At 46.4% G+C, this 23,752-nt stretch carries 23 protein-coding genes and 1 pseudogene; 21 read left to right on the plus strand and 3 right to left on the minus strand.

The genetic code is table 11. From position 1 onward, the window contains the following. Nucleotides 1-127: 127 nt before the first annotated feature. From D4T97_RS01680 to D4T97_RS01775, 19 genes are all read left to right on the plus strand, one after another. Complete coding sequence (locus D4T97_RS01680) at nucleotides 128-1,516, plus strand: amidase (protein ID WP_126047035.1); 1,389 nt, start codon at nucleotides 128-130, stop codon at nucleotides 1,514-1,516. A 20-nt stretch (nucleotides 1,517-1,536) separates the two neighbouring features. Next, on the plus strand, nucleotides 1,537-2,583 hold the full coding sequence (dctP, locus tag D4T97_RS01685) for a TRAP transporter substrate-binding protein (protein WP_126047037.1): 1,047 nt from the start codon (nucleotides 1,537-1,539) through the stop codon (nucleotides 2,581-2,583). 19 nt (nucleotides 2,584-2,602) lie between these two features. Beyond that, nucleotides 2,603-3,703 (plus strand): NAD/NADP-dependent octopine/nopaline dehydrogenase family protein, encoded by a 1,101-nt coding sequence (locus tag D4T97_RS01690; RefSeq protein WP_126047039.1) that lies wholly within the window; start codon nucleotides 2,603-2,605, stop codon nucleotides 3,701-3,703. Next, nucleotides 3,690-4,694: a 3-hydroxybutyryl-CoA dehydrogenase gene (locus tag D4T97_RS01695; RefSeq protein ID WP_126047041.1), complete on the plus strand. Its 1,005-nt coding sequence runs from the start codon at nucleotides 3,690-3,692 to the stop codon at nucleotides 4,692-4,694. Before D4T97_RS01690 ends, D4T97_RS01695 begins: the two co-directional genes overlap by 14 nt. 106 nt (nucleotides 4,695-4,800) lie before the next feature. Continuing rightward, a complete protein-coding gene (gene dctP / locus D4T97_RS01700; protein ID WP_126047043.1) occupies nucleotides 4,801-5,808 on the plus strand; it encodes a TRAP transporter substrate-binding protein DctP in 1,008 nt (335 codons plus the stop codon). A gap of 12 nt (nucleotides 5,809-5,820) precedes the next feature. Next, nucleotides 5,821-6,318, plus strand: a complete 498-nt coding sequence (locus D4T97_RS01705) for a TRAP transporter small permease (RefSeq protein WP_126047045.1) — start codon at nucleotides 5,821-5,823, stop codon at nucleotides 6,316-6,318. After that, nucleotides 6,318-7,628: a TRAP transporter large permease gene (locus D4T97_RS01710; protein ID WP_126047047.1), complete on the plus strand. Its 1,311-nt coding sequence runs from the start codon at nucleotides 6,318-6,320 to the stop codon at nucleotides 7,626-7,628. Before D4T97_RS01705 ends, D4T97_RS01710 begins: the two co-directional genes overlap by 1 nt. 126 nt (nucleotides 7,629-7,754) lie before the next feature. Further along, nucleotides 7,755-8,786: an NAD(P)/FAD-dependent oxidoreductase gene (locus tag D4T97_RS01715; protein ID WP_126047049.1), complete on the plus strand. Its 1,032-nt coding sequence runs from the start codon at nucleotides 7,755-7,757 to the stop codon at nucleotides 8,784-8,786. Nucleotides 8,787-8,814: 28 nt separating this feature from the next. Beyond that, the gene (locus D4T97_RS01720; RefSeq protein WP_126047051.1) at nucleotides 8,815-9,078 is read left to right on the plus strand and encodes a ferredoxin; all 264 of its coding nucleotides are present in this window, start codon (nucleotides 8,815-8,817) and stop codon (nucleotides 9,076-9,078) included. 285 nt (nucleotides 9,079-9,363) lie between these two features. Further along, complete coding sequence (locus tag D4T97_RS01725) at nucleotides 9,364-10,152, plus strand: dioxygenase family protein (RefSeq protein ID WP_235872124.1); 789 nt, start codon at nucleotides 9,364-9,366, stop codon at nucleotides 10,150-10,152. Between the two features lie 79 nt (nucleotides 10,153-10,231). Continuing rightward, entirely contained in the window at nucleotides 10,232-11,374 is a 1,143-nt protein-coding gene (locus D4T97_RS01730; RefSeq protein WP_126047055.1) for a muconate/chloromuconate family cycloisomerase, read from the plus strand. After that, a complete protein-coding gene (locus D4T97_RS01735; RefSeq protein WP_126047057.1) occupies nucleotides 11,371-11,838 on the plus strand; it encodes a DUF3237 domain-containing protein in 468 nt (155 codons plus the stop codon). Before D4T97_RS01730 ends, D4T97_RS01735 begins: the two co-directional genes overlap by 4 nt. Before the next feature lie 26 nt (nucleotides 11,839-11,864). Then, a complete protein-coding gene (locus D4T97_RS01740) occupies nucleotides 11,865-12,713 on the plus strand; it encodes an alpha/beta fold hydrolase (RefSeq protein ID WP_126047059.1) in 849 nt (282 codons plus the stop codon). A gap of 5 nt (nucleotides 12,714-12,718) precedes the next feature. After that, nucleotides 12,719-13,417 carry a CoA transferase subunit A gene (locus D4T97_RS01745; RefSeq protein WP_408021587.1) on the plus strand — a complete coding sequence of 233 codons (699 nt, stop codon included), beginning with the start codon at nucleotides 12,719-12,721 and terminating at the stop codon, nucleotides 13,415-13,417. Beyond that, entirely contained in the window at nucleotides 13,399-14,049 is a 651-nt protein-coding gene (locus D4T97_RS01750; RefSeq protein WP_126047063.1) for a 3-oxoacid CoA-transferase subunit B, read from the plus strand. The genes D4T97_RS01745 and D4T97_RS01750 overlap by 19 nt, the downstream gene beginning before the upstream one ends. Further along, entirely contained in the window at nucleotides 14,049-15,251 is a 1,203-nt protein-coding gene (locus D4T97_RS01755; protein WP_126047065.1) for an acetyl-CoA C-acyltransferase, read from the plus strand. Before D4T97_RS01750 ends, D4T97_RS01755 begins: the two co-directional genes overlap by 1 nt. Nucleotides 15,252-15,926: 675 nt before the next feature. Then, entirely contained in the window at nucleotides 15,927-16,676 is a 750-nt protein-coding gene (locus D4T97_RS01765; protein ID WP_235872125.1) for an SDR family NAD(P)-dependent oxidoreductase, read from the plus strand. Between the two features lie 90 nt (nucleotides 16,677-16,766). Further along, entirely contained in the window at nucleotides 16,767-17,894 is a 1,128-nt protein-coding gene (locus tag D4T97_RS01770) for an acyl-CoA dehydrogenase family protein (protein WP_126047069.1), read from the plus strand. A gap of 247 nt (nucleotides 17,895-18,141) precedes the next feature. After that, nucleotides 18,142-19,194 (plus strand): DUF4145 domain-containing protein, encoded by a 1,053-nt coding sequence (locus tag D4T97_RS01775; protein ID WP_235872126.1) that lies wholly within the window; start codon nucleotides 18,142-18,144, stop codon nucleotides 19,192-19,194. A 185-nt stretch (nucleotides 19,195-19,379) separates the two neighbouring features. Here the strand turns inward: D4T97_RS01775 and D4T97_RS01780 are convergent, their stop codons facing one another. Together D4T97_RS01780 and D4T97_RS01785 are read right to left on the minus strand one after the other, a co-directional pair. Further along, nucleotides 19,380-20,135: an SDR family NAD(P)-dependent oxidoreductase gene (locus D4T97_RS01780; protein ID WP_126047073.1), complete on the minus strand. Its 756-nt coding sequence runs from the start codon at nucleotides 20,133-20,135 to the stop codon at nucleotides 19,380-19,382. 51 nt (nucleotides 20,136-20,186) lie between these two features. Then, nucleotides 20,187-20,921, minus strand: coding sequence for a glucose 1-dehydrogenase (locus D4T97_RS01785; RefSeq protein WP_126047075.1), 735 nt, complete (start codon nucleotides 20,919-20,921; stop codon nucleotides 20,187-20,189). A gap of 152 nt (nucleotides 20,922-21,073) precedes the next feature. Here D4T97_RS01785 and D4T97_RS01790 point away from each other — a divergent pair, with 152 nt between their 5' ends. Next, entirely contained in the window at nucleotides 21,074-21,658 is a 585-nt protein-coding gene (locus D4T97_RS01790) for a TetR/AcrR family transcriptional regulator (protein ID WP_126047077.1), read from the plus strand. Between the two features lie 415 nt (nucleotides 21,659-22,073). Here D4T97_RS01790 and D4T97_RS01795 read toward each other — a convergent pair whose 3' ends face one another. After that, a complete protein-coding gene (locus D4T97_RS01795; RefSeq protein WP_126047079.1) occupies nucleotides 22,074-22,685 on the minus strand; it encodes a hypothetical protein in 612 nt (203 codons plus the stop codon). Between the two features lie 496 nt (nucleotides 22,686-23,181). On the opposite strand from D4T97_RS01795, the pseudogene D4T97_RS20690 reads away from it, so the two are divergent. Beyond that, a pseudogene (locus D4T97_RS20690) lies at nucleotides 23,182-23,752 on the plus strand (RNA methyltransferase); the annotation flags it as partial.

Raw genomic sequence — 23,752 nt, forward strand, 5'->3', positions numbered from 1 at the left:
AAGGATGGGGTGTACAAGTTGTCGTTGGAAGATTACGTAAGTGAGTTATTGGATGTAAACAAAGAAGATCTATTATTAATCGATCCGGCTTTTTCTTTTTCACTGGAGGGTGCTGAGGAGAATGAAAATGAGTGAGCTTTTATTTGACACCATTGATAACACCAGCAGGCGAATTGCGGAGAAAGACCTGTCACCGGTGGAATTGACGAAACTTACCATTGAGCGTATTCAGCAGGTGGAACCTGCTCTGAACGCTTTTATCACAGTGTTGGAAGAACAAGCCCTTGAACAGGCAAAAATGTTAGAGAAAGAAGCGCAGCAAGGAAACATTCGGAGTCCCTTGCACGGAGTACCTATTGCTGTCAAAGATATGGTGCAGACTAAGGATATTCTTACCACTGGAGGCTCAAAGATTCTGGAGAACTGGGTTCCTGATGAGGATGCTCCTGTGGTTCGAAACTTGAAAGAGGCAGGTGCCATCATTATAGGCAAAGCGAACTTGCATGAATTTGCCATGGGAGCCACAACGGAAAATCCTCATTATGGGAGTACCCGAAATCCTTGGAATCAGAAATACATTCCGGGCGGTTCCAGCGGAGGATCGGCGGTTGCAACTGCGGCTGGAATGGCATTCGGTGCAGTAGGGACTGACACGGCTGGATCCATACGCCTGCCTGCAGCTATGTGCGGAACAGCGGGAATCAAACCTACCTATGACTTGGTCAGCCGCGAGGGCAGTCTTCCTTTTAGCTGGTCACTTGACCATGTAGGACCAATGACCAGGACCATAAAAGACTCGGCACTTATGCTGGAAGCGATGATTGGCTCAAAGGAACCGAAATCCGCTTTTAATGAATTGGAGGATCTAAAAGGTATCAAGCTAGGATTCTATGAGCCTTATATGTATTCGGGTATTGACCCTGATGTGAAAAGCGTCGTTGAAAAAGCTTTTCAACAGATGGAATCATTGGGAGCCGAAATCAATCCCATTGAGTTACCGTTTATCGATAGTGCCCTTGAAGGCTTGAAAACGATCGCTCAATCCGAAGTCGTCGCCTACCATGAACCTCTGTTAAAGAAACACGGAGATCTATACGGAGATGATCTAAAGTATCGTTTTCAGTATGGACGGGATATATCGGCAACTGCTTATATTAACGCGCAAAGGGTTAGAAAAAAGTTCATTCAATCAACTCTCACTCAAATGAAGGAAATAGATGCTCTAATCGGACCGACCAATGTTCAGCCTCCATTTGAAATTGGAACGATGGTTCCCGAACAAGCCATAAGCAACATGTTTGTTCTTGGAAAAACTCCGTTAGCAAATATTTTGGGTTTTCCAGCGCTATCCGTTGCTTGTGGATTTACGAGAGATAAATTCCCTGTAGGCCTTCAAATTATAGGAAAGCCATTTTCCGATCACCGCATAATGGAGATTTCCAATTGTTACGAGCGGTCGGAATCATGGACGGCAGCTTTAAAAGAGAATCAGAATTACCTGCAGTTAAATCACTAATAAACAAAGGGGAGAATGTGATGAGGTTCGTAAAGAAAAAGAAATACCTTGCTCTTTTCGTTAGTTGTATCATGGCCCTTCTATTGGCAGCATGCGGTTCCAAAGAAACTGCGGGAGATGCATCTGGAGACAAAAAACCGATTACCCTGTCTTATGCTTTTTTCGCACCTGACAATACTTTTCCCGCTGTTCAAATGAAAAAATGGGCGGAAGAAGTGGAGTCAAGAACTGATGGGCAAGTCAAAATAGAAATGTTTTTCGGCGGAACACTCCTTGAAGCCAGCAACATGTTTGATGGGGTTGCCACCGGCACCGCTGATATAGGTCTTACCGCGACAACTTATGAACCCAAGCGTTTTCCATTGTTAGAAATATCAGATTTACCTTCCGGTTATCCCAACTCGGAAGTCGCAAGTCAAGTGGTACATGATTTGATCAAGGAGTATCCACCAGAAGCCTTGAAAGATTTTAAAATCATAACAGCATTTGCCACAGAGCCGTCTTACATCCAAAGCAAAGAGGCTATATCCAGTTTGAAAGATTTATCGGGAAAACAACTGCGAATATCCGGCGGTTTGACTCCGGTCATGGAAAAGCTTGGAGCGGCACCCGTCGGAATGTCGCAGGCTGAAGCCCCCGAGGCGCTACAGACCGGTATTATAGAGGGGAATATTTCTTCAAGAGAAGTATTAAAAGACTTGAAACTTGCTGAATCTGCAAAATTTGTCACTGACTATCCGTTGACGATCACTTCATTTGTGGCAGTGATGAACAAGGATAAATGGGATGCCTTGCCAGAGGATGTACAGAAGGTCATTGAGGAATTAAGCAGTGAAATGAGTGAATTTACTGGAAAATACCTTGATGAGCACGTCAAAGAGGCGATGAAATGGAGTGAAGAAGAGGAAGGACTAAGCGTAGTCTCACTGTCTGATGAAGAGAAGTGGAATGAGCTATTGGAGAACACTCAGGAAGAGGCTGTTGAAAAGGCAGAGGCAAAAGGCCTGCCGGCAAAAGAGTACCAGGAAAGGCTGTATGAACTGATTGAAGAATACACGAGCAAATAACAAAAAGGGGGAAACTTACATGGAAATTGCGGTACTTGGAGGCGGAAATGGCTGCTACGCGGCAGCGGTTGATTTAACAGAACAGGGACACAAGGTCAAATTATGGAGAAGGAACGAGGAAGCATTCAAAGGAGTGCTCAATAAACAGGCTATTACCGTGAAAGACGGGAAGGGAACACGGGAGGTGCCGCTCTATAAGGCGACAAGTGACCTGAAAGAAGCAGTGCAAGATGCGCAACTGATTGTAATTCCATTGCCTGCGACGACTCAGATTTCTTTGGCAAAGCAGCTGGCTTCTGTCCTGGAGGATGGCCAGGTAATCTTTTTACCACCGGGCAGCTTTGGCAGCTATTTGATGTCCAAAACATTGGCTGAAGAAGGCTGTCAGGCAAATATCGCTTTTGCAGAGACCGGAACCTTGCCCTATTTGGCCAGGAAATATGATGAAGAAACGGTTTCGATCTCTGGGCGTGCGACGAGGCTCCCGACAGGTGTCTTTCCTGCGAACCAATCAGAGCAAGCTTTTCAAATATTGAAAGAGGCCTATCCATCCATTGAGCCCATACAGGATGCATTGGATGGAGCCTTAATGAATGCAGGACCGATTATCCACCCTCCTCTTATTATTATGAACGCAGGTCCTATCGAACATTTCGATAGATGGGATATCCATGATGAAGGGACGCAGCCATCAGTCAGGAATGTCCATAAAGCGCTTGATGCCGAGCGGATCAAAATTAGAGAAGCACTCGGATATACAGCTCCACATTTTCCTTTGGATGACCACTATAATCTGGATGGCGACGAGTGGATGTATGGGAATGGGGCCCATGAGGAGTTGGTGGACGGGGAAGATTGGTATGAGCCATTGGATTTGAAGACACATCGGTATATGACAGAAGATATTGCCTGTGGCCTGGCTTTTCTGGTCTCACTGGGTGATTGGCTGAATATCCCAGTACCTACGGCAGCAGGATTGCTTTCGGTAGCCAGCAGCATGGTCGGGGAAGATCTAAGGAAGACAGGGAGAACATTGGAGAACATCGGGCTTTCGTCTAAAAAACCGGAAGAGATGAAAGAACTGCTCCAGAAAGGGTTAGTTCAGTATGAAATCAGCTAATGGAACCATCTTGATTGCCGGCGCAGGGAGAATGGGCAGGGGCATCGCGCTGACATTTGCTTATCAAGGTTATCAAGTAAATTTGGTTGACTTCAAGCAAAGGACCAACGAGGAGTTTGCGCAGTATGCAATCAGCGCAAAGCAGGAAATCAAAGGCCAGCTGTCTATTCTGTCTCGCAGTGGTGTCCTGCCCGAGGAGTCCGTTGAGTTCGTTCTGGATCGGATACATATCCGTACGAAGGATGAGGACTGTGGATGGGAGCACGCAGATATAGTATTTGAAGCGGTACCGGAAATAGCCGAGGCAAAAAGAGAGGCGTTTGAATTTATCTGTCTTCAAGCGCCTAAAGAGGTGCCAATTGCATCTACATCTTCAGCGTATTCTGCTAACGAGCTGGCAGAAATGGTTTCACAGAAGGAAAGATTTTTAAATACTCACTGGCTGAATCCTGCCTATCTCATACCATTGGTTGAGGTCAGCCCGGGCACCGAGACGAGCGAAGAGGTTTTGAGGGGTGTCTTCCAACTCCTTGAGAGTATTGGGAAAGTCCCAGTAAAATGTGCACCGTCTCCAGGATATATTGTCCCTAGGGTTCAGGCGCTGGCCATGAACGAAGCCGCCAGACTGGTTGAAGATGGGGTGGCTTCTCCAGAAGATATCGACAAAGCTGTCAGAGTCGGATTTGGCCTGCGATTTGCCGTACTGGGCCTTCTGGAGTTCATTGACTGGGGTGGGGCAGACACACTTTACCATGCCAGCAATCACTTGCAGACATCCTTGGACACGGATAGATTTTCTCCTCCTCAGATCATTCGGGAAAAAATAGAGCAGGGGGAAATTGGAATTAAAGCGCAAAAAGGCTTTTATCAATTCGATGAGCAAAGTATAGATCAGTATCAAGCAGAGACAATCCAAAAATTCATTGATCTGTTAGAGCATCTGGGACTCATGCCTAAGCCGGCTATAGAGCAATTGTCGGTAAAGGAGTAACGATAAAATGTTCAGCTCTGTCCGAGGAGCTGAACGTTTTTTATCACCGTGACTTTTAATCACGCAGCAATTATAAGAGAGAATTTTTATATAAAAAGGTGGTTATATGAGAAAACTGCTCGTTGGTCTTTTGTTATTATGCGTTGTTTTTGTAAGTGCCTGCGCCCAGAAAACTGTCACCCGGGCATCCGACGAACACAGTCAGGAGCCTGTAACTTTTACCGCTGTCAGTTTCCTTCCCAAAAATGATCCTTTGACCATCACGTTAAATGAGTGGATCGAAGAAGTCGAGAAAGTGACAGAGGGCAGGGTCAAAATCGACTGGAAAGGCGGAGCCAATATCATTCCGGTAAATCTCCAGTTCGAAGCACTCAGATCAGAAATTGTCGATGTGTTATTCACTTATACGGGACAATATCATTCACAGGCACCTGCTGTCTCTGCACTGCCTCTTTCCCAGTTGTCACCATGGGAGGAAAGGGAGAATGGCCTGTATGAGGAAATGGTCAAGGAACATAAATCACTCGGTGTTCATTATATCGGCAGGTGGCTGTCGGGATCGCCGCGCATTTGGCTGAACGAACCAATTGAGGAACTGGCGGAACTGGATGGAATGCAAATTCGTTCTGCTCCTAATTACCGCCGGTTTTTTAATGAAATTGGGATTACTTCGGTAATGGTTGCCCCGACAGAAGTATATACCTCGCTTCAAACGGGTGTGGTTAACGGGTTTGTATATGGAGGGCTCGTAGGCCCCAAGAGAAATGGATGGACAGACGCGTCGAAATATGTGCTGGATCATCCTTTTTGGAATCAGAACTGCACTATTTTAATGAATGATGACAAATGGAATGAGATCTCTCCAGAAGATCAGGAGTCTATTATTGAGGCGACCGCCGCTTATGAAGAAAATATGGTGAAGCATTACCTGGAGGAAGATGAAGCGGAAAAAGAAGAGCTTACTGAAGCCGGCGTCGAATTCATTCAATTATCTCCACAGGAGGCAGAGACATTCATTGACCGGGCCTATGAGGTAGAGTGGGGCTACCTGGAAGATCAAGTGCCGGATAAAGTGAAAAGGCTTCGGGAACTTACTGCGAAAAACAAAAATTGAGGAGGGGGCAGATTGCGAAAAGCGGTAGATCGTGTGACTGATGCATTTGGAATAGTTGGCATCTTCCTGATCATAGCATTGTGTGTGCTTGTATTGTTGGAGATTATTAATAGGAATATGATCCATCTGGGAATGGACTGGACGATTGAGATGACGGAGTACATGCTGGCCTTTATCACTTTCTGCGGAGCCGGCTGGTTATTGAAAGCGGATGGACACATCAAGTTTGACATGATTACCGAGAGACTGCCACAAAGGTACAAAAGAGCTGCCCGGATACTGAGTTCATCCATTGGATTTTTAATTACATCATTATTGACGGTGTTCGGGTTCTATAAAGTGATAAATCTGCTGGCTCGGGGGATTGTGACAGAAACCGTTCTTGAACTGCCCCAGGCGCTTCTCATTGCCATTGTGCCGCTCGGCCTGCTCATCGCGTCTCTTCAATTTCTATTCAGGATCATTGACGCTGTGAATGAGGTCCCCTTGCAAAAGGAGGAGAGTGCCTGATGGAGTGGTATATCGTGTTGACACTTATATTTTTGGGGCTGGCTTTTTTGTTTGGAATTGGCGTGCCGGTCGCTTTCGCCTTTCTAGCAGTAAATACGGTGGCGGTCTTCCTGTTGTGGAATGGGACAAGCGGGATCGAGCTGCTGACAATGGATCTGTTTCAATCTGTCAGCCTGTTTTCTCTTCTTCCAATCCCAATGTTTATACTGATGGGAGAAATTATGTTTCGGACGGGCATCGGAGCCTATGTCTTTGAAGCGCTTGGAAAGTGGCTGGGTGCGCTGCCCGGCCGTCTCAGCCTGCTCGCCGTCGGCAGTGGAACGCTGTTTTCCGCTTTGAGCGGTTCAAGTGTAGCAAGCACTGCTTTGCTTGGCTCACTTTTAGTACCTGAAATGGAGAAAAAGGGATACAGCCATAATATGTCTATCGGTCCGATTCTGGGGAGTGCGGGGTTAGCCACAATGATACCGCCGACCGCGCTGGGAGTGATACTCGCTTCATTGGCAGGAATACCTGTTGGTCATTTCTTAGTGGCCATCGTTATTCCGGGCCTGCTGCTGGCGTCGATTTTCGTTGTATATGTCACAATCCGTTGTGCTCTTCAGCCGGAGTTGGCGCCTTCTTATCATGTGGAGAAAGTATCTATGGCTGAAAGGATAAAAGACACCGTCAAGTACATTCTTCCAATCGGCCTCATTGTTGCAGCCATTGTTTCTTTGATCATGCTGGGAATCGCAACTCCCACTGAATCTGCAGTGTTGGGTGCAGTAGCCGTCGTTCTGCTGGCCGCCTTCTACAAAAGACTGTCCTATCGCCTGCTATACGAGTCACTCCAAGGCACGCTGAAAACAACCGCCATGATATTAATGATTATGACGGGAGCTTCTATATTCAGCCAGGTGCTCAGTTTCACCGGAATCACTGAAAATCTTATCCTCTATTTCAGCGAACTTTCCATACCTCCCATTCTGGTATTGATTCTGCTGCAGATGGTACTTATTGTGCTTGGTTGTTTCCTTGAGCCGGTATCAATCATGATGATGACACTTCCGTTGCTTATGCCGATTATCGGAGCGGTCGGGTTTGATAAGATTTGGTTTTCGGTCATTCTGTTACTGAATATGCAATTGGCGACCATCACGCCTCCCTTTGGAATGGATCTGTTTGCCATGAAAGGTGTGTTGGCCGATAAAGTGAGTATGGGACAGATTTATAGAGCAGTCATTCCGTTCATTTTATTAAATGTAGTCTGCCTTGTATTGCTTATTATGTTTCCGCAGCTGGTGCTGTGGCTTCCGAGCTTCATGTAAACAGACACTGCGGGTATCGTGTTGAAATTGCCCGTTTTTTCACCCTAATGGGATGTTGTGATCGTTAAATAATATATCTAAAATTAAAAATATACACTTTTTTCTAAAGCATAAGGAGGGATCGAAGTGCAGGAGGACAAAGAAGTACGCGACATAACCATCATTGGAGGGGGTCCTGTTGGAATATTTGCCGCCTTTTATGCCGGCTTGAGACAGGCAAGCACCAAAATCCTTGATAGTCTTCCTCAATTGGGGGGGCAGTTAAGCGCGCTGTATCCTGAGAAATATATCTATGACGTGGCTGGTTTTCCGAAAATCCGGGCACAGGAACTTGTCGATAATCTGGTTGATCAGATGGAGATGTTTAAGGAGAACACATCTATTTGCCTGAACCAGGCAGTCCAATCAATCGATAGAGAGAATGGAGTTTTCCGGATTGAGACTACTGCCGGGCTACATTATTCAAGAACTATCATTATCACAGCGGGAAATGGAGCCTTCCAGCCGCGAAAGCTGAAGCTTGAAGAAACCGGCAAGTTTGAAGGCACGAATGTTCATTATTTTATAACTGACCTTGAAAAGTTCAGGAATAAACGGGTAGTTGTTTTCGGCGGGGGAGACTCGGCCGTGGACTGGGCATTGATGCTTGAGCCGATCGCCGAGAAGGTCACCGTCGTTCACCGCAGAGACAAATTCAGGGCTCACGAACACAGCGTAGAGTTATTGAAGAATTCATCGGCAGAAATTTTGACTCCCTTTAACCCGATCGAACTAAAAGGGGATAACCGGGTGGAAGAGGTAGTGCTGCAGGAAGCAAAGGGCGACCGCCAGGTCAATGTTCCTGTAGATGACGTGTTGATCAATTATGGATTTATCTCCTCGCTTGGACCAATCTTAGACTGGGATTTGAATATAGAGAAGAATTCAATTGTCACCAACTCCAAAATGGAGACGAATATTGAAGGGATTTATGCTGCCGGAGACATTACCACCTACCCTGGAAAAGTGAAGCTGATCGCTTCCGGTTTTGGAGAGGCTACAACTGCTGTAAGCAATGCCAAAGTGTTTATTGATCCGACTGCAAGAGTCCAATCACTTCATAGTACAACGATCATGGAAAAGAGAGAAAGAGAAGACAAACAGTCAATTACCACATAAAGAATCATCAAGGAGGAAAGAGGAGCCGATGGCGAAATATACGATTGTTGATCAAGATACATGCATAGCGTGCGGTGCCTGCGGCGCAGCTGCACCTGATATTTTTGATTACGATGAGGAAGGTCTGTCTTTTGTCATATTGGATGACAACAGCGGGAACACGCCAGTCCCAGAGGACTTGATTGATGATTTGGAGGATGCTCACGAAGGATGTCCGACAGAGTCAATTAAAGTATCAGGTGAACGTTTTAATGGTGATCCGTACAAGTTTCCGGATGCAGAAGGATTTTAATATATAAGAATGCAACATTCATGTTTCTCCCAACTTAAATTTAGTACTAAGCGTATAGTGAACCATTCTATTTTTAGTAGGATTATGCGGTACCGCTCTAAATAGAATATTGCTACAATTTTAATAACTTGAATCTTGATTCCTTGATCAGCAGGAAGGGGTCTCTAAGAATATTTCTTCGTACAGGTCTTTCTACATATACACCGGCCCGTTATGTAACCGCTGTCTTAAAATAAACTGGCACCGTACTCAAGGTTTGGGTTAATAGTGAATTTAATGGAGGTAATGATCTTGCAAAAACAGGTAGCGAGAAAGAATGAGCGTGTAGAAGAGGTTTTCAATTTATTTGTTAAACACATTCAAAATTTCCTGAAGGAAGCGAATCTGAACCATGAGGAGTACACTAACTTTGTCAACTGGGCGGACCGCCTGGGCAGAGCTGGAGAGTTGCCGCTGTATGCAGACGTATTCCTTGAGACGCATGTGTTGAGGGCGATGTACACGGACAAGCCTGGCACACAGCCTTCCCTGCTTGGTCCTTACTTTATCGAAGGTTCGCCTGAGCTGGAAAAAGAGTCGGGGAAACCTTATACGCTGACACAGCGTCCGGATGAAGCGGGAGAGGTGCTGATTTTTAAAGCAAATGTCAGCTCCACAGACGGCATGCCGCTTGCAAACACCAAGGTGGAAATGTGGCAGAACGACAATACCGGAAAGTATTCCGCTTTTGATGCCGATGCTCCGCGGTATAACCTGAGAGGACACTTTTATACAGACGAAAATGGAGACTTTGAAGTAAAGTCAATTGTTCCGCTACCTTACTCTATTCCGGACCAAGGCCCTACCGGTGAATTCCTGGAGTATGTGGACCAGCATCCGATGCGCCCGGCCCACCTCCACTTCATGTTCATCGCCGACGGCCATGAAACTTTGATCACACAGGTGTTCTTCGAGGGAGATGAGTGGCTGGAGACAGACGTAGCCGACGGTGTCCGCACGGAGTTAGTAACGACGCTTGAAGACAAAGGTGATCATAAAGAGGCTTCATTGGATTTCGTTATGCGCCGGGAGTAATACCCGGCTGCCGGGGGCATATTCTTTGTCCCCTTTTTTCTTTGTTCGTTGTTTTTAAAAAGTAGAGGAGGAGACAGTTTTGGCAACCTTGCGAATTAAACAGATCACTACAGAACTATTGGACATCCCTATCAAACGCCCGCACCAGTTTTCCACGGAGAAGGTGGCGGACAAGAGCTTTGTCCTTATCCGCCTGGAGCTGAGCAACGGCGTGGTCGGAATCGGGGAAGGAACAACGCCGGGCATCTGGTGGAACGGTGAAAGCGTCGAGACGATGAAGCTAGTTATCGACCGGTATGCAGCCCCCCTTTTGCTTGAGGAAGATCCGACGCAGAATGAGCGCCTGCTCCAGAAGCTCAACCGGCAGATCAGAGGCAATGGCTTTGCCAAGGCGACCGTAGAAATGGCAATGTTTGACGCGCTCGGAAAAACATACGGTGTGCCGGTCCACCAGCTGCTGGGCGGCCTGAACCGGGAAAAGATCCCTGTCCGCTGGGCTTTGGCGTCCGGGACGCCCGAAGGTGACATCGAGGAGGCAAAAAGCCTTGCCGGCTCCGGCACGTACGCCAACTTCAAGACAAAATCCGGAAAAGAGACGCCTGAGGATGACGCGAAGCGCAACATCCAAATCGCCGAAGGCATCCGCGGACAGTCCACGATCGGCATCGACCCGAATGGCTCATGGGACCGGATCACCGCGATGAAGTGGATGGACGCCTTCTTTGATGCAGGTATCGATTTTTTGGAACAGCCCCTGCCTCCTGAAGACATCGAAGGCCTGGCGCTTCTTTCCGCGATGAAGAAGGTGCCTGTCATGGCTGATGAGAGCTTGGGCTCCGTGCATGACGCCTTGCGACTGGCGGAAGCGAGGGCTGCGGATATCTTCTCCCTGAAAATACATAAATCCGGCGGGATGAAAAACACCGTCAAAATCGCGGGGATTGCTGAAGCGGCGGGCATCTCCTGCTTCGGGGGCACGTCCCTGGAAAGCTCGATCGGCACGGCCGCCTGCCTCCACGCCTACGCGTCGATTCCTAACCTCGACTATGGCTGCGAACTGTTCGGACCCGGCTGGCTCGCAGACGACCCGGTGAAAAACCCGCTAACCATCAAGGATGGCTATATTCTTGTTCCGGATGGACCAGGCCTTGGCGTGGAGCTTGATGAAGCAAAGATAGAACAGTATAGAAGGGCAGAACAGAAAGGAGTGTTGATCCGATGAGACATTTGTCCGCTCCTTCCCTTTCCTTTTTATGTGACATGGAACTGACCGTTGAAGGCGCGCACCTGCCCGGGAAGACCCCGATCGGCAACCGGCGCATCATCCGTGTGACCGGCGGCTCCCTCAGAGGAGATCGGCTGACGGCTGAAGTCGTGCCCGGCGGGGACGACTGGATCACCGTGCGCGAAGACGGGACAATTATCCAGGATGTGCGCATTCTTCTGAAGACGGATGACGGCGAACTGATCATGATGAGCTACCGGGGCATCCGCACCGGGGAACCGGAAGTCCTGCAGCGTCTGGACAACAACGAAGAGGTCGACCCGGACGAATACTACTTTCGGACCGCGCCCATCTTTGAGACCGCCTCGGACAAATATGACTGGCTGAACCGCCGGCTGTTTGTCTCCAGGGGCATCCGGCTGCCTGGCAAGGTGAACTATTCCATCTACACTGTCGACTAACACTCGGAAAGCGGGGAGATGAAGAAATGGGACAGTATGTGACAACCGATAAAGGACGCACGTTTTATATTCACGACACACCGGGGAATCGGGGAACCGTTATCGGAGTCCACGGACTCACCGGCAACCACAAGCAGCTGCACTACTACCAGGAAGTACTGGTCTCTGCCGGATACCGGTTCATCAGCTATGACCTGCCGGGGCGAGGAAACAGCGGGCTGGCACCGGAAGACAGTTCGATTAATGCCCATGCGCAGGACCTGCTTGATCTGATCGATACGCTCAGTATCCAGCGGCCGATCCTGCTCGGCTATTCGATGGGCGCCTATATCAGCGCGGTGGCCGCAAGCCGCCTAGCCGATCCGGAAGCGCTGATCCTGTTGGACGGCGCGGGCGAAGCCGATGAAGACACAAGAAACCTGGTCCTCCCATCCCTTGGCCGCCTGGTAAAGGCGTATGAGTCGCCGGACCAGTATGCTAAAGAGGCAAAATCCCTCTATACCGGGCTTGGCGTTCACTGGAATGCGCATATGGAGGACGTCGTGCGCTATGAGATCCGGGAATACGACGGCGTCTGGCGGAATAAGGCGGATGCCGGCACGATTAGGCAGGACTTTGACAGTTTCTATGATTTCAGGCCGGAAAAAGTGATCCCTGAGGTCCGCTGCCCGGTTTTTCTGCTAATCGCGACCGGCTCCCTCGGAAACAAGGGTCCGCTCTTTAAGGAAGAAGGCTATGCCAAGACAAAGGACCTGCTTTCTGACGTACATGCGGAAACGTCGCCGGTCAACCATTATGAGCTGGTATTCAATCGCCAGCCGGAGATCAACGAACAGGTGCAGTCATTTTTATCACATAAAGGAGTGACACCATGAATGCCATGAAAGTCAAAGAACCGCAGGACATCATCCGCGAGATTGTTAAACCGGGCGACGCCATCATGGTCGGCGGGTTCGGCCTGATTGGCAGCCCGCTGACGCTGATCGACGAACTGACCCGGCATGACGCGGACGAGCTGACCATCATCAGCAACAATGTCGGGGAAGCTGGGCGGGGCCTTGGCCTCCTGCTCCGCCAGGGGAAAATTAAAAAGGCTATCGGATCCTATTTTACGAGTAACCGGGAAGTCGCCCAGTGGTACAACGACGGGAAGCTTGAGCTCCAGCTGTTGCCCCAGGGAACTTTTTCCGAAGCGATCCGGGCAGGCGGCGCGGGAATCGGCGGATTCTACACACCGACAGCCGTCGGCACGGAGCTTGCCAAAGGCAAGGAGACGAAGGTGATCGACGGTCAGATGTATCTTTTTGAAAAAGCCCTCAAAGCTGATGTCGCTCTCATCCGCGCTCAAAAAGCTGACACCAAGGGTAACCTCGTCTACTACAAAACCGCTAGAAATTTCAATCCGATGATGGCGACGGCGGCCCAGTATGTGATCGCCGAAGTCGACGAGATCGTGGAGGAAGGGGACCTGTCCCCAGAGGAGGTCGTGACCCCGTACCTGTACGTGGATGCCATTGTCACGAGCCGCCTGATACTGACAAAAGAAGGGGTGAAGGAAGTATGGGAATCAAGGAACTGATTGCCAAAAGGGCTGCGCAGGAGCTCACTCCCCACTCAGTTATCAATCTGGGGATCGGCATCCCGACGCTTGTGCCCGACTACCTGGATGAAAGCCAGTTTTACCTGCATACTGAAAATGGGCTGCTCGGCGTGACATCGGTCGCTGAGGAGGACATCGATCCGAATCTGGTCAATGCGGGCAAGCTTCCTGTCGGGGAAGCTATCGGAGCCGCTTATTTTCACAGCGCAGACTCGTTCGCCATGATACGCGGAGGGCATGTGGATGTCGCGATTCTCGGCGCCCTCCAGGTGGACGGAAGCGGACAGGTCGCGAACTGGGCCATCCCCGGCAAGGACATCATTGGGGTAGGAGGCGCGATGGACCTGCTTTCGGGCGCGAAAAAGATCATCATCACGATGGGCCATGTCTCCAAGGACGGATCGCCGAAATTCGTGGAGCGGTGCACGTTCCCGATCACTTCGACCCGAGTGGCGGACGTCGTCATCACTGACTTGGCCGTCTTCCACTGGAAAGACGGCGGGTACGAACTGACCGAGCTGATGGGGGATGCGACGATTGATGAAGTCAGGGAGAAGACGACCGCGGCTTTCCGGATTAGCGAAGCGCTCCTTCAGAAGGAGGGGGGCTGATGCGTGAGGCAGTCATCGTCGACGCGGTCCGGACGCCGATCGGCCGGTACCGCGGCGCTTTAAAGGACGTTCGCCCGGACGACCTGGGGGCGGTTGTCATCAAAGCATTGATGGAACGCAATCCGAATGTGCCGACAGAATTGGTCGGAGACGTGATCTTTGGAAACGCGAACGGCGCCGGAGAGGACAATCGTAACGTCGCGCGCATGTCACTGCTGCTGGCAGGCCTGCCGGAAACTGTCAGCGGGACGACAGTCAACCGGCTGTGCGGCTCGGGGCTGGATGCCGTCAGTCTGGCCGCCCGCTCCATATTGGCCGGTGAAGAGGATATTTTAATCGCTGGCGGGACAGAAAGCATGACGCGGGCCCCGCTCGTGACAGGCAAACCGGAGCATGGGTTCCCGCGCGGAAACATGGAACTGTTTGACACCACGATCGGCTGGCGGTTCGTCAACCCGAAGATGGAGGAGATGTACGGGACGGACTCCATGCCGCAGACGGCGGAGAATGTCGCTGTAAGATGCGGCATCACACGCCGGGAGCAGGATGAGTTCGCTTATGAGAGCCAGCAGAAGGCTAAAGATGCCATGGAAACCGGGCGCTTCGAAGAGGAGATCGTGCCTGTAACGATCATGGACCGGAAGGGCCGGAAAACAGTTGTGGACACCGACGAACATCCGCGCCCGGATACCACATTGGACAAGCTCGGGAACCTCCGTCCCCTGTTTGGAGGCGGGACGGTCACGGCCGGAAATGCCTCGGGGGTGAATGACGGCGCGTCCGCCCTGCTCGTCATGAGCTCGGAAAAAGCGGAGGAACTCGGACTGAAGCCGATGGCCCGGTTTTCCGCGTCTGCGGCAGCCGGACTGGAGCCGGCGGTCATGGGGCTCGGCCCCATTCATTCCACCCGCAGGCTTCTTGAAAGGACAGGACTGTCTGCTGGAGATTTTGACTTGGTGGAACTGAACGAGGCGTTCGCGTCCCAGTCTATCGAATGCATCCGGCAGCTCGGCCTTGATCCGGATAAGGTCAATGTCAATGGTGGAGCCATCGCGCTCGGCCATCCCTTGGGAGCCAGCGGAGCAAGAATACTGACCACTCTTCTTTATGAGATGCGGAGGCGTAATGCCAGGCGTGGACTGGCAACCATGTGTATCGGTGTCGGCCAAGGAATATCAGTTGCTGTTGAAAACTCTTTTTAAAACAAAAACACCCCAAAAGATAGATTTTTACTCTAACTTTTGGGGTGCATTACCTTTTCGGGAGATTTTTCAATCATACGCCTGCTTTTTTTGGGCAAGCAGGAAACTAAGCCTGCAACCGTCTTATATACGGAATCCCCTGCGCTCCCAATTGCCTCTTTCTGCATGATTGGATCACTTGCATAAGCTTTCCATAAAACTTCCCTTCCAGAATGTATATAGTCCTCGTCGAAGTGGCATGGTGCTCGGTCAGAAATCATTAGCAAAACCCATTGGGAGAGGGGCTTCCGGAGTCCTTTCCGATTTATCGTTCTGCGGTAGATAACCCCTTTTTTAGATTGCCCTTTTTTAATTCCCAAATAATTATATGGTACGAATCGTACTGAACTTTGCGGAGTATTCAAACCTAATGTGAGGTGGTTTGAGTTTTTCAAATATTCTACTATTGCAATAGAAGATGCTTTTAAAAGCGGCCTGCATGAAATCAGATGAGTTATGAAAACGTGTTCAATAAATCTCGATATACCAAAATCTAGATTAATAAGCATGTGGGTATCGTTATTGTTTTATAAGTTTTATTACGAAATCTTGTTTATGGCAGCTGTTAGGAATAGACTTCCTAACGGTCTAGAAAGTTTCCAGTTTATTGGGAAAGAGAGGAAGATGATGATGGCAATGAACGATCAAAGAGTTGCAATAGTTACCGGAGCAAATAAAGGTCTCGGGTTAGCTATAGCCGAAAATTTTGTTAAGGAAGGAAAGAAAACCGTTTTCGTAATCAGAAATAAGGAGAACCTCGAACAAACAAAAAATCTGTTTCAAGAGGAAGTAATGCTAGAACAAGTGATGTTCATACAATTGGATGTATCAGATCTTAACGGGATTAAAAAAGCTGTCAACCAGGTTTTAAACGAGTGGGGCAGAATAGATATTCTGGTAAACAATGCAGGAATTCGATTTGAAACCCCCATAGAGGAAATCAATGAGGAAGAATGGGATCAAGTTCTTGATGTAAATTTAAAAAGCACATTCTTTTTTTCACAGGCTGTCATTCCTGTAATGAAGGAGAGAAAGTGGGGACGAATCATTAATATGTCTTCGTTTGGAGGGCAGGCAGGTCCACTGACTTCAGGTGCTCATTATTCTGCTTCCAAGGCAGGACAAATCGCTTTGAGCAAAACCTTTGCCCGATCGTTGGCTGCTTATGGAATCACAGTCAATACTGTTGCCCCGGCTTCTGTCCGTACACCGGAGATGGATAAAATGGATCCGGAAAAAGTGGCTCAAATGATAGAGACCATTCCACTTAAACGTGCAGGAGAACCGAAAGAGGTTGCAGACTTGGTCTCCTATTTAGCCTCTGATTCTGGTGGATTTACAACCGGAGCAACGTTCGATATTAATGGCGGCAGGCTTATGAGGTAAAGGATCAATACATTTAATCTATTAAATTTATAAGCTTTTTTTAGTAAAACAGCCAGGCGAAAATTAGATAAGAAATAGGGAGGAAGGATCATGACTGTCAAAATGAAAAGTCAAAACCTGCTTAATCGTGTATTGACTGAAATCCGCACCCGACGGGACGAATTTGAAGCGAAGCGGCACGTGCCCCGGGACATGGTGGAACAACTAAAACAACTGGGCGTCTATCGCGCTCACACGCCGCGCTGCTTTGGCGGCGATGCCCTCTCGCCATCGGAGTTTCTTAAGATGATCGAGTCCATTTCAGAGGCTGACGGCTCCACCGGATGGGTGGCAAGCTTTGGTTCTTCGTCGCTCTACCTGGCGGCCTTACCACGCGAAACACTCGCACGAATGTACGCAAATGGGCCGGACGTGGCCTTTGCGGGCGGCCTGTTTCCGGTTCAGCCCGCGGAGAGAATTGAGGGTGGCTGGCGCGTGAATGGGCTCTGGAAGTTCGCAAGCGGCTGTATGGGAGCCGACCTTCTCGGTGTCGGTATTGGTTCTGGAGAAGGGGGGAAACCACTTACCGCTGTACTTCAACCCAAGGACGTGGAAATCGTCGAGAACTGGGAAGTGATTGGGATGCGCGGTACGGGCAGCCATGACCTGCGAGTGAAAGACGCCTTTGTTCCTGATGAATGGACCTTTGTCCGCGGTGGTGCGCCATCTATTGAAGAGCCAATCTACCAGTACCCATCCATCGCTTATGCAGCACAGGTGCTGGCGGTAGTTAATCTTGGCATAGCGCGTGCTGCGCTTGATGAATTTTCCCAGATGGCAGGTACCCGTTCTGGCATCACTGGGGCACCGAAGATGGCCGAACGCGCTTACCTGCGAATCTCTTTGGCAAAGGCAGAAGCATCACTAAGGTCTGCACGGGCCTTTTTCTACGAAGCTACTGATTCCACGTGGGAATCAATTCTTAAGGGTGACGGTGTAACCGATGACCGAACTAGCATACTTCGTTTAGCAGCTGCTCAAGCTGCCCGTGAAGGTGCGAATGCCGTGCAGTCAGCCTACCTGCTGGCCGGCACCGCAGCAATCTACGATGGTCATCCGCTGCAGCGCCATCTGCGCGATGCAATGGTCGTGACTCAGCACGCATTTCTCAATGAAAGCATGTACGACGGAGCCGGATCGGTATTCCTGGGTGTGCCACCGCTGCGCGGATACATCTGAGCCGATAAGTATTGTTATTGAGGCTTCTTTAAAAAAAGTTAACTAAAAAATAAAGTCTTTGAGACGCTTTGCCTTCTTCATTGAGTAGGTCAGGCGTCTTTCTCTTTTATCATCTAGCCAGAATTCATATTATGATAGAATAGTTATCGGTTAAGGACTAATTTATACGGAAAGTTGGATTTTTGTGAGGAAGAACAACACTTATTTTTATAAATTTTTAGAACCAATATCAAAGGAATTGGCCTACTTGGCACGAGAACTTGAAAACAGCATATATTCCAGCCCACGAACGATGCTGACACATGCTCGGACTTTTGCAGAAGCGATTCTTCAGCAGGTCATGCTCATAGAAAAAGTAGCTGATACCCCTTATATTACCCTGAAAGAAAGGATCGATTTGCTCAGCGACAATGAATATTTAAACCAGGAAATTATCGATGCACTGCATTTTATCAGGATGAGCGGAAATAAAGCAGCGCATGATACCCGTAAATTCAGATACTCAGAGGCTTTGCTTTCATGGGAAGCCATTTATACCATCGTTCAATGGTATATAGAAGTGTATGGCCCTGTTGAATTGGATATACCGGAGTATCAAGACCCTGAGCCCGATTCAGGAAATGGCTTTGAAATAGCTGAACTGGAAGCCAGGCTTAAAAATATGGAAAACCTGATCAAAGCGTCGCTTAATCAACAACAAGAAGGAACGGCCAAGGATGAAGTTGCTGCTACAGCAGAGGAACCACCTCAGGAAGCTGAGCTTCCAGGATTCACAACAATTAGGAGCATCACTTATAAGGAAAAGTCTCTCGAGGTCCCTTATTTTTTGCGGGATGCATTTCTTCTCCCGCAAAGGTTTGAAAAATCGGAGCGGTTCCTGGTAAAACTGGGGGCAGAACAAGAGGCCAGAATCATGAGCGAGCTGCCCAGAGATTTAGAAGGGCTGCACAAACAAGTCAAGCGCTACAATGAGAAAAATGATGAAAACCTATTTGAGGAATTAAAGATTTACATAAAAGAAGAAACAGCAAGAAGAAAAACAATGTTGGATCGCCCAGGAGAACTCTTCTTATTTTATAAAGAGGACTATGTCATTGTCACAGAAGAATTGGCGAAAGTCCCTCTTATCACCGACGAATTTACTGGAAGTCCCAGCCTTTTTAGGCAGTTGAATCAGGATCAAATTGAGACAGTGGGGCAACTGCCGAGGGAGCTGGTTATTCTTGCTAAATATGAGAATGTTGGGGTTGGCACCATAGAGAAGTTGTTTGAGCAGTTGAAGGGGAGGCAGGGAGTATAGTTTTTATATGAGGCTTTACCCACTTTTTGAAAACAATTTTGCACATGCTACCGTGAACCGTATCATAAGTAAATGAAGTTTTTTTTCAAAATAGCAAACAAGCCTACTCAAGAACAATAAATCTTGAATAGGCTTTTCTTTAAAGCTACAAGTAATAAAAATATACACCCTTATATATGTGATCCTTATCGAAGCATAATAGAACCGCCATCAGCCATAATGGTTTGACCTGTAATAAATTTGCTATCTTCTGATGCTAGGAATACGGCTACTTTTCCGATATCATTTTCAGGGTCACCAAATCGTCCTAAAGGTATAGTTTGTAACACACTATTATACATTTCAGGGAAGTCTTTCGCCCATTGTTGAACACCTTCAGAATTTGCAATTGGTGAAATGATATTAATTGTAATACCAAATTGAGCGTATTCATTTGCAGCAACTCTTGTTATGCCACGGATTGCTTCCTTAGCTGCGACATAAGATGTTTGTGTTGGTTGGCCAAGTAGTCCTGCACCAGAAGCAAAATTAATGATATTACCTTTCGTTTCTTTTAAATAAGGCATTGCTGCTTTCATTAAATAAAAAGTGGGATAAAATCCTGTACCAAATGAAAAATCGAAATGTTCTTGTTCTGTTTGTTCAAACATTATTTGTTTAGAAGCATGAGCATTGTTAACTAAAACATCTAATTTACCGAATTTTTCAACTGTAGTTTCTACAATTTTATGCAACTCTTGATGCTGCATTAAATCAAAGTTTAAATAAAATGATTCAGGTGAATATTTCTTAAGTTCAGTTTCAGTTTGTTTACCTAATTCTTCATTTACATCAACGATTACAACTTTTGCTCCCTCTTTAACCATAGCTGTAGCAATGCCTGCACCGATTCCACTAGCAGCTCCTGTAATAATTGCAACTTTCTCCTGTAGTTTTTTCATTTAATTTCTCCTCGTATATTAGTCATAAGAGTACTTAAGGGTTATATTGCATTACATGGCTGTTAAGCCGCCATCAACGATGAATTCAGCTCCTGTTGAATAGCTTGACTCATCAGAGGCTAAGTAAACCACTAAGCTTGAAACTTCTTCTGATTGAGCAATACGTTTTAAAGGAATATGTTTAGAGAATTCTTCTACTGATGCTTTTGTATCTTCTTGAACAACCATTGGGGTTGCAATAACTCCCGGATGAACAGAGTTTACACGAATTCCATAATGAGCAACTTCGATTGCAGCTGCTTTTGTCATACCACGTACGGCGAATTTTGTATCCGTATAACCGATTGTACCGGCAACAAGTCCATTTATGGAGGAAATATTGACGATGGAACCGCCGCTGGCTTTTTGCATGGACGGGATAACGGCCTTCATTCCTAAAAATACAGAAACTTGGTTAATGTCGACGATGCGGCGGTATTCTTCTTCCGTTACTTCTAATATTGATTTTGCCATAGTAATCCCAGCGTTATTGACTAAAACATTTAACGGACCAAAGGCTTTTTCTGTTTCAGCTACGACCGTTGTCCAATCATCATCACTTGTGACATTGTGTTTGACGAACAAAGCGTTTTCGCCAAGTTCTGCTGCAAGGGCATTTCCTTTTTCAACATTTAAGTCCGTTAAAACGACTTTCGCGCCTTCTTCGATAAATTTTCGTGCATGTGATGCACCCATCCCTTGAGCAGCACCAGTGATAATCGCAATTTTTCCGTCTAAGCGAGTCATGTTTTATCCTCCTATAAATACTATGGTTAAATAATAAAAATAAACTACATTTGTAAATTAACAGATAATAGGGGGTTTGTCTATTAAAAAGATTGATGTCATAATTAATACGTCTATTTTTTAATAAATAATAGGGGGGATTACCATAACCTATGACAAAAAACGAAGACCGCCGTTCCGCGAGGACGCAAAAAAAATTAAAGCATGCGTTATTGGAATTATTGAAAGAAAAGGAGTTAAATGATCTCTCCATTACGGAGGTAGCGCAATATGCTCAATGTAACCGCGTCACCTTTTATTCGCATTATAGGGATTTACACGCTTTATTAGTTGCGATATTTGATGATTATTTAAAAGAATTAATTAGTTACTTTCGTAAAAGTTATCAAAATTTAGAGCGCTTTTCGTCAGATGATGAGCACCGACATCTCCCTCTTTTTGAATTTATGTATCAAAATCAATTTGTTTTTTCACTCATTTTAAAAGGAGAAGTGGTCCCAGGATCGCAAAATCAATTTTGTGAAAGTCTAGTACAAGTATCTAGCACCGAGCTAGGACTAGGTGAGACAACAGAAATTGAAATTCCTGCATTAAACTATTTCTTAACATACGGAAGTCTTGGCTTTTTTTTGTATTGGATTAAGCGGGATTTCAAAGATTCTCCTGAAGTGATGGCGAAAAAATTAGCGTATCTACAAAGTAAGATGTTTAAAGAGGCGATTGTTCTTGAAGAATGAAATAAGTGCTTGTGCGTCCAGATCTTTAATGTAGACAATATAATTCGGAATTAGCCAGTGGGATTAGAACTTACCGGATCTAATTCCAAATAAAACCCGATTTTCGGGGACTCTTAAATAAGAGGCCCAAAATTGGGTTTTGATATTTCAATATAATTGTTCAATTTTTAATGAATACTTAAAGACTAAGGTTAACTTTGCAAAGAAGATAGAGATTTTATGGTAAAAAACCTCACTTGGATGAGTCACGGTGAACCGTATCACAAATAGAATTACCAACTTTATTTGAACGGTAATTCTATTTTTATAAATATTTAATAATACCTTGCGGTTTTTTCAAATCCCAACTCAATAACTGTAAATGACATAATTTCTATCCAACATCCTATCGAAAATTAGAAGACTATTGGAATACTTAATCTATAACTTTTTCAACTTTAATAATAGTGTTAGTTGCATCTAAATAAGTGAAACGATACTTCTCCCCTACATATATTCGGAAATCCTCAAAAAAGAGTGTCATCTCGCCTTTACTGGTTTCAATCAGTACCATCTCAGAAGGACGAATCAGTCTCCCCTTATGATGACGAGATCCTCGATATACATCCATAACTAATAAGTCCTCGACTTCCCATTTGCCATTTGCATAATCTTTCATACCCTGAGTCGACTTTTTTGCCTCAGTAATGCCGAAAAATAATAAAAGTATGGTTAATATTGCGGTAAATATCCCACCCAAGGCGAATTTGATGACCGATGATTTTTTGATCCTCTGAGGATTAAAAACGGTTATCACAAAGATGGAATACAGGAAAAACGAACAGATTGTTAAAAGAGCGGTAAATAAAAAGAACGTTCCAATGAAGTCAAGGACGAACGCTGTATAAAGATTCGTCACAAACCCATTCAATAAAATACAAGTGCTTCCTATCATTACCATAACAGATGCGATTATTAAAAAGCGAAAAATGATTCTTAGTCGCTTATTATTCTGTTTATTATTTAATTTTCGGGATCTCTCCTTCATAACAATTAACCTCTCATTCGCCTAATTCATTCATGCATGGTCTATTAACAATCAACCTTTTACTTGTTTTCATAGTAAATACGAATGAAAGCAGGATAAAGTTTCGAATGTGAAATTTGCTAATGTAATATCACCTTCCCGAGTGGTTTAAAAAACACAGAGGCATCCAGACTTTTTGTGATGTAAAATTACAAGATAATCCATGGAGTAGTGATTCTGGAACATCTCCCTATTGTTTTTACATCTTAAATAACTACGGTGAACCGTATTATAAGTAAAGGATGTTTTAGCAGGGCCTGAACAATCCGTTGTCACTCCGTAAATAAGATCAAATAAGTAATAAAACGTTGTTTTGTCGAAAATCCTGTTAATCGGGAAATTAGGAACATACATCATTAATAAGACAATGTATAATATAGACAGGTTTTTAGATAATAGCTTGATCAGACGGCAATGAGTACAGGCGTACTTATTGCTTTTTAAAGGGTGGAAAAAATTGGATTATACAGAGAAGAAATTGCCGAATTATTTATATACCTACTCCTGCAATGGGGGAGAACATTCTTTATGTGCTTTGGAGGCCCGTACATTGTTTGGAGCTGAGCCCCAAGATAACCTGGTGAAAAGCCAAGTAATGATTGATCCAAGCCGCAGTCCTTTTATTAAGGAAAGAATGCACGTCATGTATGAGGGGGAAAGCCTTCAAGACCTACTCAAGCAAGTGGGGGCCTTACAAATAACGGGTGAAACGTTTAAAGTGGTCTATGTGAAAAATGAAGGCTCATCAAAAACGGAAAAAGTAGGATTTGAGAACAGACGTGCCATCGAGAAGGAAGTTGGGCTACACATCAATGGTGAGGCTGCTCTTGAACATCCAAAAAGACTGTTCGGTATCATGGTTGTGAACGGAAGATGGATTTTTGGTGATTATGTTAAAAGTGAATCGGTGTGGCATCGACATCAACAAAAGCCTCATAGCTACTCGACTGCACTGAACACACGTGTAGCCAGGGCCGTTGCAAACATCGCTGTTCCTGAACCGAGCGGAATAAAGGCCATCGACCCTT

The organism is Siminovitchia acidinfaciens, assembly GCF_003605385.1.
GTDB lineage: Bacteria > Bacillota > Bacilli > Bacillales > Bacillaceae_C > Siminovitchia > Siminovitchia acidinfaciens.

Bases quoted from the DNA above. Each gene is read 5' to 3' on its own strand.
- D4T97_RS01695 (WP_126047041.1), top strand. From the start codon at position 3,690: ATGAAATCAGCTAATGGAACCATCTTGATTGCCGGCGCAGGGAGAATG.
- D4T97_RS01745 (WP_408021587.1), top strand. From the start codon at position 12,719: ATGAAAGTCAAAGAACCGCAGGACATCATCCGCGAGATTGTTAAACCG.
- D4T97_RS01785 (WP_126047075.1), bottom strand. From the start codon at position 20,921: ATGACTCGCTTAGACGGAAAAATTGCGATTATCACTGGTGCTGCTCAA.
- dctP (WP_126047037.1), top strand. From the start codon at position 1,537: ATGAGGTTCGTAAAGAAAAAGAAATACCTTGCTCTTTTCGTTAGTTGT.
- D4T97_RS01780 (WP_126047073.1), bottom strand. From the start codon at position 20,135: ATGAAAAAACTACAGGAGAAAGTTGCAATTATTACAGGAGCTGCTAGT.
- D4T97_RS01755 (WP_126047065.1), top strand. From the start codon at position 14,049: ATGCGTGAGGCAGTCATCGTCGACGCGGTCCGGACGCCGATCGGCCGG.
- dctP (WP_126047043.1), top strand. From the start codon at position 4,801: ATGAGAAAACTGCTCGTTGGTCTTTTGTTATTATGCGTTGTTTTTGTA.
- D4T97_RS01795 (WP_126047079.1), bottom strand. From the start codon at position 22,685: ATGAAGGAGAGATCCCGAAAATTAAATAATAAACAGAATAATAAGCGA.
- D4T97_RS01710 (WP_126047047.1), top strand. From the start codon at position 6,318: ATGGAGTGGTATATCGTGTTGACACTTATATTTTTGGGGCTGGCTTTT.
- D4T97_RS01725 (WP_235872124.1), top strand. From the start codon at position 9,364: ATGATCTTGCAAAAACAGGTAGCGAGAAAGAATGAGCGTGTAGAAGAG.
- D4T97_RS01765 (WP_235872125.1), top strand. From the start codon at position 15,927: ATGAACGATCAAAGAGTTGCAATAGTTACCGGAGCAAATAAAGGTCTC.
- D4T97_RS01750 (WP_126047063.1), top strand. From the start codon at position 13,399: ATGGGAATCAAGGAACTGATTGCCAAAAGGGCTGCGCAGGAGCTCACT.
- D4T97_RS01790 (WP_126047077.1), top strand. From the start codon at position 21,074: ATGACAAAAAACGAAGACCGCCGTTCCGCGAGGACGCAAAAAAAATTA.
- D4T97_RS01770 (WP_126047069.1), top strand. From the start codon at position 16,767: ATGACTGTCAAAATGAAAAGTCAAAACCTGCTTAATCGTGTATTGACT.
- D4T97_RS01690 (WP_126047039.1), top strand. From the start codon at position 2,603: ATGGAAATTGCGGTACTTGGAGGCGGAAATGGCTGCTACGCGGCAGCG.
- D4T97_RS01740 (WP_126047059.1), top strand. From the start codon at position 11,865: ATGGGACAGTATGTGACAACCGATAAAGGACGCACGTTTTATATTCAC.
- D4T97_RS01680 (WP_126047035.1), top strand. From the start codon at position 128: ATGAGTGAGCTTTTATTTGACACCATTGATAACACCAGCAGGCGAATT.
- D4T97_RS01735 (WP_126047057.1), top strand. From the start codon at position 11,371: ATGAGACATTTGTCCGCTCCTTCCCTTTCCTTTTTATGTGACATGGAA.
- D4T97_RS01720 (WP_126047051.1), top strand. From the start codon at position 8,815: ATGGCGAAATATACGATTGTTGATCAAGATACATGCATAGCGTGCGGT.